This window comes from Shewanella sp. 125m-7 (genome assembly GCF_052977045.1).
In genome coordinates this window covers 70,675-80,972 of sequence record NZ_JBRILQ010000019.1, presented here as the reverse complement: position 1 = coordinate 80,972, position 10,298 = coordinate 70,675, and the positions used below count along the sequence as shown (strand labels likewise).

Genomic DNA, 10,298 nt, shown 5'->3' with positions numbered 1-10,298 from the left:
TACTCAAGTTGAAAGTACTCAAGTTGAAAGTACTCAAGTTGAAAGTACTCAAGTTGAAAGTACTCAAGTTGAAAGTAGCCAAGTTGAAAGTAGCCAAGTTGAAAGTAGCCAAGTTGAAAGTAGCCAAGTTGAAAGTAGCCAAGTTCAGAATACTCATGTTGAAAAGCATGGTGCTAAAACTACTCATGTTGAAGCTGATAATCTCGATGACAACTCAGCGACTTTTATCGCAAAATCCGAAGATGCTCAGCCGCAGGCCATAATTAATGTTTTAAAAAAGTCGCACTCTAATACAGATTCTGACGACAAGTTCTTCCGTGAACATCAGCTACCTGTATCGATCTTAGACGATTATAAAAGTGCGGCTGATGAAACTCAGTATGAAATATCTCATAATACGCGCCGAGTTTATTGTTCAAGTTTTTCAATTTTTCAACGCTACTGTGAACAACACGGTTTGAATAACCTGCCTGCAGATCCACGTAGTGTTATTTCTTTTATCGGTCATCAAAAAGAGTTATATCAAGAAAAAAATGGCCACCAGCTGTCTAAGCAAACCATTAATACTCGGTTGGCAGCCATTCGATTTTTCCATATTCAAGCTGGATTTCATTCGCCAACGGAACATCCGTTGGTGATAAGGGTTATGCGTGGCTTAATGCGTAACCAATATCGCCACATGTCGGATTATGATCAGCAACCCATAACTTACGATGAACTTGAAATGCTGTTGGCGGTGATCGATCAACAACCGCAAGAATTAACGCGCTTACGTGATAAGGCGATATTGCAACTTGGCTTACAAGGAGGGTTTCGTCGGTCAGAGTTAGCAGAGGTAAAAGTAGAACACATTAGTTTTTTAAGAGAAAAACTAAAAGTCCGTGTGCCCTACTCTAAGAGTAACCAACAAGGACAAAGGGAATGGAAAGATCTGCCAAAACAAGAATTGTTTTCCGCCTACGACATAGTAAAGCAATGGATTGATGCAACGAAAATCAAACAAGGACATCTTTTTAGATCGTTAAGCCGTGATGGTAATAGCATCCGAGAGTATCAAGTTGATAAACCTAAAGTCGGCAAAGGTTTTTTACGTGGCGATGATATTTATCAAATGATCAGAAAGTATTGTGATAGAGCGGGTCTTAATTCACAGTTTTATGGCGCGCACAGTCTGCGAAGTGGTTGTGTAACCCAGTTACACGAAAATGATAAAGACCATCTCTATATCATGGGAAGAACTGGGCACACAGATCCGAGGTCATTACGTCACTACTTAAAACCGAAAGACTAAAATAGAATGATTAAAACTGAGTCTCCATATAAAAAGACTGCTGTTGAAATATCCAAGAAAAAACTAACTGTCGGATATTATTTTTACTTCGTTATATTTAAATCCGATTAAACTTAAGAGTATAAGCATCCTACTTTAAAGTTACTTTAGGGATTATTTACGTTCTGAATGTCATATTTGATTTCTTAACGGATAAAACCGTATTAAAGACTTATATTACTCGAACGCGCATATAGCGAAAAATATAAAAATACCAGCTAACTTTAAGGCACTATAAGTAATACACGAAAGACAAAAAACATTTAATCTACAGCGTTAAGCTACAGAAAATAAATTCACAAAGAAACAAGCTATCTCACTGATAAACAGGAAGTTATTAAGCTAATCACTTTGTTTAAAGCCTTATGGCGAGGCTAGATAACAACAAAATCACCAGATGAAATAAGTAGAATAATAACGGCTACATAGAATATGCAGTTTTAAACTGCTTTTTTATAAACTGTAAATACTGAATACTCTTTTAAAGAATTGGATTTTATGTGGCAACAATTTAAACTTAAAATGGACACGAGCTCTCACCATATATTCGTTCTCCAGAAATGGGATGATTGAACTCTAACCGATTTGCATGCAACATCAATCTTGGTGCGAGCTGATATGAAAACTCCGTACCGTATAAATCGCAGCCTATAATTGGGTAACCCATATACTGACAGTGGATCCGCAATTGATGCGTCCTACCTGTTTCAGGTGTTAACTCTACCCTCGTTATAGCAATCTGCTCAGTTGTTACTGTAGCCTTTAGTGGATCAGCAACGTCAAAGTTTACATCTCTCTTATCTGATTTCGCATCTATCGCCGTTGCTTCTACCTTGTTTACATTCTCGCTAGCTAGCACTTGATATAAAGAATGCGCAGGCTTGCCCTCTATGTCGCAAATTTTCATCAGTGGAAAATTAGGTTTATCTTTAGCAATGGCAGCAGAGATACGCCCATCTAGCGTTTTTAGCCCGCCCAGTAGTAATGCTGTATAACGCTTTAACACGCTACGCTCACTAAATTGCCTACATAAAAGAGCATTAATCGTTTTATTAAGCGCGATGAGCATTATTCCGGATGTACCTAAATCAAGCCGATGTACTAAAGAACAACCTGGGTAATCTTTTACTAAACGGTAATGCACAGAATCTAGATTGCCAGGATGCTTGCCCGATAGTGATAACAATCCAGAAGGCTTATTGATCAGCAGTAGATGCTCGTCTTGATATAAAATCGTGATCTCTTCAACACAGGGAGGTGCGATAAAATCATCTGCTGGATTTTTCATAGAAGCCTTGAGAGGATGAACTGTTAACTAGGACAGGGATGATACATGAGTTTACTGCGTACAACGAGCAAAGCTTGACTTGTTACATCACGCTCTAGAGAATAATAACTGTTATCCAAATCATCTACTCACTGTCACTGTTTACATCATAGCCGCCTACAGTCTGGCTTACTTAGATGAACGGTAACGCCCATACTTGCCCGCTAACAATGATGTACATCTGTGGTTATTGTTAGAGAGTGATGTGTATAGAAATTCACCGTAATATGTGTTTGTACATTGATGCTAACGCAGGAAGCAATTTAAGTACTGATTCAGTTAAAAACGTTACCAAAGATGGCTACATTCATGACAAAGCCTTCAAGGCTAAATTTTAGACACTGAATCTACGATAAATAATTTGCCGATGCCTCCTTATTTTCAAGGCAGCCAGTATGCACATTACCCGCATAAAAACACAGAATTAAAAATATAAACCCGAGATATTTTGCATTAAGCTGCATGTGTAATCACATGCCTGCATATTTATTATGAGTCAATATTGGTGAAAAATCATTGAATGAAGCATGTTCTTCCCATAAACAGTAAATAATTCTAGTGAGTCCTCATCCTTATATGACAGAGGAACTCGTATTTATCTGCTGACTTTTAAAATGATGTTCCTGTTAATTTGGCAAGAATAGATCTAAAAGTCTGAGGTATAAAAATCTCCAAGGCGCCTGCGTAAGAAGATGGTAAACCGTAAGGAGTAAGTAAATAAGAAAAGGTCATTGAGGCTGGAGTATCGTGAGAAGAAGAACAAATAGCGCTAAACGAGTAGGAAGGAAGTGCACATCCTTGAGCACTTTCTGGGGCTAACTGGTCGAAGGGACACTGCCAAGTAGTTAAGTTAACGCGTCCGTTTTACAGCTAATGTATACAACAAAGTTGGTTAAACAGAGGGGGTAACTGCAGTTTAATTAATATGTTTTACAAGTCTGTCTTCAAACTCAATAATAAATCTGCTCATTACTGCACGCCAGTTTTGCATGGGCATTGTCCATTTATGACCACAGTGCCATAAAAGGGATGATTAAAAGTCGATTCTAAAACCAACACTTGCAATCGTATCATCAAAATCCGAGTATTGTTTTACATCAAACTGACCAAGTTCAGTATGAACGCGAGTCGATTTAGACAAACGATATTCTGCGCCAATCGCCCATTGTGAAACCTCTGGAACAAGGGTCGCTGCCGCACCTAACTTGTCATATACACGGCCAGCAATCTTACCCGTACCTGAATCATCTTGTCCGTATTGTGCTTTTAGCGTTAGCTTATCGATTTGATACTTAGCACTAACAATAAAACCATCACCATCACGTTGCTGCCAGTTGTCTTTATTTGGATTAACAATCTCAGAGCTCTGGTAGATGGAACCCAACATTAAATTGTTATATTTATACTGGGCAACAGCACGGAAACCTTTGATGTCTTCAACACCATCTGTGTAAGCAGCAGCTAGATAAAGGTCTCCGGTTTTGAAAAGCTTATCGCCAAAAGTTAATGCAACTTGGTAGTTACCATTATCACGACGAGCATCATCCTCATTGTAATAGTTATCTTCTAAGATATAGCTAGCGCCAAACTGTAATTTATTCCACTTAACTGTTTTATATTCTAGTGAGTCACCCCAACGCTTATCACCTGCAAATAAACGGTCGTGCTTTAACGAGTACATATCCATCGCATCTGCAGTACCTTTAGCCATCTTAAACACGGGATCAATACGACCCGCAGCAAGTTGACCTACTGTAGAGTGCTTTATACCCAAGTATGTAGGACGTGCTGAGAACGGATTATTTTGCTTACCTTCGGTCGCGCCATTTACGCCGACTTCAATTTGATAAAATACGGTAAAGTCCTCATTTAACGGCGCGTTGCCCTTTATACCTAAACGACTCCAGTTGTTCTCTAGAATAGTGCCACTTTTACCGCTATGAGTTGCACTACCGCTGTCAGAGTGAGTAATAGAGTAATCGATACGACCATAAAACTTATAGGCATCAGCCATAACACTTGGTGAAGCTAACACGGCAGCGGCAAGTAAACTTAGTTTAACTATTTTCATCATCTTCTCTCTTAATGTTTAAATTATTTTAAAGACAGACGACTCCTGGCTCTATGGCGATTAGGAGTCGATGCCCAGAGCAGGATTAGTTGTGTTTATGTTCATCAATTACGCCGTCCTGGCGCATTTGCGTATATAAGATCTCTGCTTGCTTTAAGTAGGTATCCCATGAGTTAGAGCGCTTAGTAAAACCGGTCGCCGCGTAGCTGCCGGTATCACCTGTAGCAGGCAAATCATCAATTAAAAACAGTGAACCGCCCTGCAGCAGATGAGCGTTTAAACCATCTATCATGACGTTAAAACCAATTCGAGCAGGTTCAACGTAATTAATAGATTCATACTTTGATTGACGATAGAACTTCTTTTGCGACGCATCTGTAATCGAAGATTTTTCATCGGCAAAGATTTCATCGTAATGAGCTTTGCTAATTTGCTGAGTATTGGTATCGACAACAATACGTAACATGGCTGTTACGCCAGTCCATTTACCTTTGCCATCAACAAGCTTTTCAGCATATTGATAGAAACGCTCGTTAGTACCCTCGCCATTTATCTGCGCATGAATTTTTGCGGTCAGTGGTACCATAGACTGTTGAATACTGTTTGAAGCACCCGCAACCACATCAATACCTGCATACTTCAAACGATTCGGTTCTTTAAGCTTATTGCCTAATGATGGATCAAAATCTGGATTAAGATCGAAGGTTAGTTTGTCTTGCTCTACCATTAGCTTTTCCATGGTTAGTGCCGACTGCACCCAGGCAGTGCCCTTTTTCTTACCCATAGAGAAGTTATATTCAGACATGCGCTTAGGCACATTTTGGTACAAACGGGTGTAATAGTTTGGTCGGCCGCTTTCATTAAACTCTGCAAATATCACGTTATCTGAGTTTTTAAGCTCGGTAACGATTGCAACACTACCCATGTGTCCCTGACGGAAACGTGCTTCTTGGTAGTAATAATCACCCGTTAATAAACCCAGTTGTGGCTGAATGGACCATTTGAGTTTAAAGTCTTCATTAGCTGTTCCATCTTTTGCACCAACAGCAACATATTCAGGTTGGCGTCCATCAGCACGTGGCAAGCTGTTAATCGCTTCTAAAATGCCGTTTGATGAATAAGTTGCACCAGAAACCGCGTCGATACCTTCATGGCCGTTATTTGCGACAACCTTGGACAGTAGGCGCTCTGCATTTAGGTATAATGATTCAGTTTCTTTATGCGACTTTGTTTTGATATCGACGATATGACCGTTTTTAACTTCAACGGTCAGGGTAATTAAACTTTTTTTACCTTTAGCAGATACATCATGAGTACCGTCAGCGTACTTGCCTTGATCCATCGTTGCTGAACACCCAGCAAGTGTCATAGTCGCGATCAATACAGCGCTGCTCACGAGAGTTTTATTGAATATGTTTAAGGTTTTCATTCTGTCGGCCTTCAATAGTTATTGCATTGAGCTCAGAATAAAACTTTTAAATTTATCCACAATTGCGGTTTTCCGCAATATGGTTTTTTAGTCCTATTTATATGACAGGGTTAACATAACGATAAGTTATTTTTCACTCAAATTACTGCACGTGATATTTATTCAAACATTGCTATCTAAGCCTGAGACTAAAGTGAATAAAATATCAGCCTCGCGTCAATCATACCGATTGCCTATGATGTACTCGTCTGTATCGAGCGGTACTATCTCAAACAGTTATAAATCCAGTCGTTATAAAAGAGTTATATCAGGATTAATTTTTTCCATGTTCGTGATGTCTAATTCGGCTTATGCACAAATACCAAACAATTTGCCTGAAGCGCCAGACTTCACCATCATTAATGTGGACACGAAAGGTAAACCGTATCAGTGTGAAGGTAACGCCGTTATATTAACTGATGAGATAAAAACAAACCTAACAACACTTAAGTATTTTGGTACATCAATAAGTATCGATATATATGACAAAGAAACACAACATTTAGATAAAACATTATGTAACGCGTTAAATGTGATCCAGAAATACCATTATCTTGCATCGAACTACAGTAGTTACCCACACGTCACCAATATTAAAAGCATCAATAATGAGCCAGAGAAAAAGCACACTATTGACCCTAAACTCACTGAGCTTATCGAAGCAAGTATTGACTGGCATGCTAAAACCAATGGCTATTTCAATATTGCATTATCGCCTGTGATTGATCTTTGGCGTGGGCACCGCTATGAATGTAAAGGTGAACAAAAGCAACTGGATAAATGCGGAATTCCTACTAAAATTGAACTACAACAAGCTAAGCAACTCACAAATATCGCGAACATAAGGCTTGATACAACAAACAACACTATACAGATGCAGTCAAGAATGAGCATCGATCTCGGTGGTATCGCCAAGGGCTGGATGGCTGAAATGGTCTACAGGCAATTAAAGCAAGATGGTCTAAAAAACTTTATGATCAACGCGGGAGGCAACATCAGACATTTAGGCGTTCACCCGCAGGGGCGTCAATTTACGACCGCAGTAGAAAACCCAGTATGTAAAAAATATAACAATACACTGCCACAGTGTCAGAGTTTTGAACAACAATTTCATGAGATTATAAGCGGCAATGATATCACAGTAGTGTCCAGTGGTAATTATTTAAGATATTACCGTGTTAATGGCAAAGAATATCACCATATTATTAATCCAAAAACCTTATACCCTAAAGAAACGGGAATATCGACAACAATCGTTATGAACAATAACCAGCTGTTCGCTGATATCATTTCAACGGCTCTTTTTTTGATGCCGATTGACGAAGCCATTAAATATACCAATGAACATGATGATATAGAAGCTGTTTGGTTTTTAAATGAACAAGGCGACAAAGTAGAATCTAAACACTTTGACGGTTATAGATTTAAAACTCACTAGACAATAATTCAAAGTTAATTCAAAGCTGATTGATACATTAAATAAACTTGAAGTAAGCAATGAAGTTAATATATTAACCCGTAAACTAATTATAAAGTTACGGGTTATTTTTTATATAGCGGTTTTCCGTAATCGCAACCAAAGCGTGATTAGCTTCACTTAACGACGCCGTTTCCCCAACATTTAGCGACAAAAGCGTCATAATAGCGCTATAACTCTTATTGAATAACCTACCTGTTGGGCTAAATGATGTTGGTAAAACTAGCTGGTCTAGTAAGCTTAAGTGCTCTTATTTTCTGCTCTATTAGTGATGGTTACGCAGCACAATCGAATCAAGCCATTCCTGTTCGTGTAGGCGTGCTTGCATTTACACATCCAGTTAACGTAGAAAAACGTTGGCAACCGACCATTGATAAATTAGAACGTGACTTAAATCGTCCCTTTGAGCTAGTGGCGTTAACACCGACTCAACTTGACCAAGATGTTGCACAAGGTAAATTGGATTTCTTGATCACCAATGCGTTAACCGCGGTAAGTTACAAAAAGGATTATGGTACTAGCAGCATACTGACCTTGGTGTCTTTAAATAATAAACAACCTGCTCAATCTGTTGGTTCAGCATTAGTTACTCGCGCCGATGTTGATGTTCCGAATATGGAGATGCTCAAAAATTTAAGCGCGGTTTCTACAGATAAACAAGCGTTTGGCGGGTTTCAAATTTTCGCAGGAGAAATGGCAGATAACGGCCTAAACCCGTTTAGTGATTTTGAGCAGCTAAAATTTGTCGGCTTTCCGCAACAGAAACTCCTTAACTTTGTACTCGATGGTGAAGCTGATGTCGCAATATTACCGACTTGTGTCTTAGAGAATGCAATCAACAATGGTGAGATAGCCAAAGGCATGCTACATGTCGTTCTAACTAAAGCACAGCCACAATTTTCTTGTCAAAGTTCGAGTGCTCTTTATCCCTACTATTCATTCTCTAAATTAGGAAAAACAGACCATCTTTTGGCAACTCACGTTGTTCGCTCATTATTAGCAATAAACAAAAATGATGTTGCGGCAACCCTTGGTCGTTATGATTCATGGTCCGCAACAGTCAATGATAGTGATGTCTTTAAACTGTTAAAACAATTACAGCAATGGCCTTTTGTCACCAACTGGACCTCTATTTTTAAGAGTGCGCTCCCCTGGGCTATTGTAATCGCAATCATACTCTTACTCGGTTATATCCATCACTTACGAGTAAAGCGTCTGGTTGTATTACGCACCCGAGATCTACAGGCTGAAGTTGGACAGCATACTCAGACTCAAAAAGCCTTATTAGAGCAAACTAAGCAATTTTATAAGGCGCAGCGCGTGCTATTAACCGGTGAAATGGCATCAGGTATTGCTCATGAGTTAAATCAGCCATTAGCCGGGATCCGTTATTTAACACAGGGTTGTATTTATCGTTTGTCTGATGAACAGTCGGATCTAAAAGAGGCAATGACAAAAGCGATACAGCAAGTTGATAGGGCTCAATCCACCATTAAACGCTTTAGGCACTTCTGCCAGCAACCCAGTGTGATGGCACAATGTAGTCTTAACCAGATTTTGGACGATACATTAACTCTCATGGCCGCTGAGTTTGCCAGAATGCAATTAACACCTGCGATTTACTGTGAGCAAGTTGAGCTCAATGCCGACTCAAGTTTACTTCAGCAGGTTATAGTCAATATTATCCGTAATGCCCTCGATGCTATGGAAAATAGCTGTCAGCCTATGCTTTCTATCTCTCTTATTAAACGAAAGCGCCATGCACTTATTGAATTTAAGGATAATGGTTGCGGCTTAAGCGAAACAGCCCTAGAGCGTCTGTTTTTCCCTTTCGAAACATCTAAAGAGAATGGCTTGGGCCTCGGTATGGTCATCTGTAAGCGCATTATTGAAGAGCATGATGGTCAGATAAAAGCTAAAAATAATTGCAATCCGGGTACTCAACAACAAGAAGCCGGTTTAACCATGACCATCACCCTTCCCATTAAGGAGTCATTAAATGACTAATTTGTATTTAGTAGACGATGATCAGGACGTATTAGACTCACTAACTTGGATGCTAAACGGCCTAGGTTATCAGCCTCAAGGCTTTAACTCTGCTGACGCCTTCTTGCTTCAGGTTGATTTACAACACGCAGGGATTGCAATCTTAGATGTACAGATGCCTGGAATGGATGGCAGCGCGTTACTTAACCATATGACAGCGTCAAAAAGCCCAATCGCAGTGATAATGCTAAGTGGCCACGGAAGTATTGCTATGGCGGTACAGGCAATTCAAAAAGGAGCACTCGATTTTTTAGAAAAACCCGTGGATGGTGATAAATTAGTTACGCTACTTGAGCAAGCGAGCAAGCAAACAGAGCTCAATATGCAGCGTAAAATAGCGAAGCAAGAGCTAACCACTAAATTACAAACGCTAACGCCTAGGGAGTATGAGGTAATGGAGAAAGTGTTGGAAGGTAAGCTTAATAAAGTCATCGCCGCAGAGCTAAATGTCGCGCAGCGGACCTTAGAGCTACACCGTCAAAAAGTGATGCAAAAAATGCAAGTCAGTAACGTGGCGGAGCTTGCTTTTTTAATGGGGAAACGCATCGGTTAATCACTCGATGCATGTTTTACTGAGTC

7 protein-coding genes are annotated in these 10,298 nt (G+C 39.6%); 4 read left to right on the top strand and 3 right to left on the bottom strand.

Annotated features, from left to right (window positions below):
• Nucleotides 1-259 precede the first annotated feature (259 nt).
• A complete protein-coding gene (locus tag ACVBIL_RS10885) occupies nt 260-1,291 on the top strand; it encodes a tyrosine-type recombinase/integrase (protein WP_447167004.1) in 1,032 nt (343 codons plus the stop codon).
• 556 nt (nt 1,292-1,847) lie between these two features.
• Here ACVBIL_RS10885 and ACVBIL_RS10880 read toward each other — a convergent pair.
• The 3 genes from ACVBIL_RS10880 to ACVBIL_RS10870 form a co-directional block, all read right to left on the bottom strand.
• A complete protein-coding gene (locus ACVBIL_RS10880) occupies nt 1,848-2,618 on the bottom strand; it encodes an RluA family pseudouridine synthase (RefSeq protein ID WP_447167003.1) in 771 nt (256 codons plus the stop codon).
• 1,072 nt (nt 2,619-3,690) lie between these two features.
• Complete coding sequence (locus tag ACVBIL_RS10875; RefSeq protein ID WP_447167002.1) at nt 3,691-4,731, bottom strand: porin; 1,041 nt, start codon at nt 4,729-4,731, stop codon at nt 3,691-3,693.
• Nucleotides 4,732-4,813: 82 nt separating this feature from the next.
• Nucleotides 4,814-6,157: an FMN-binding protein gene (locus ACVBIL_RS10870; protein ID WP_447167001.1), complete on the bottom strand. Its 1,344-nt coding sequence runs from the start codon at nt 6,155-6,157 to the stop codon at nt 4,814-4,816.
• 193 nt (nt 6,158-6,350) lie between these two features.
• On the opposite strand from ACVBIL_RS10870, the gene ACVBIL_RS10865 reads away from it, so the two are divergent.
• The 3 genes from ACVBIL_RS10865 (at nt 6,351) to ACVBIL_RS10855 (ending at nt 10,272) form a co-directional block, all read left to right on the top strand.
• Nucleotides 6,351-7,634, top strand: a complete 1,284-nt coding sequence (locus ACVBIL_RS10865; RefSeq protein ID WP_447167000.1) for an FAD:protein FMN transferase — start codon at nt 6,351-6,353, stop codon at nt 7,632-7,634.
• A 249-nt stretch (nt 7,635-7,883) separates the two neighbouring features.
• Entirely contained in the window at nt 7,884-9,680 is a 1,797-nt protein-coding gene (locus ACVBIL_RS10860) for a sensor histidine kinase (RefSeq protein WP_447166999.1), read from the top strand.
• Complete coding sequence (locus ACVBIL_RS10855) at nt 9,673-10,272, top strand: response regulator transcription factor (RefSeq protein ID WP_447166998.1); 600 nt, start codon at nt 9,673-9,675, stop codon at nt 10,270-10,272. Before ACVBIL_RS10860 ends, ACVBIL_RS10855 begins: the two co-directional genes overlap by 8 nt.
• Nucleotides 10,273-10,298 lie beyond the last annotated feature (26 nt).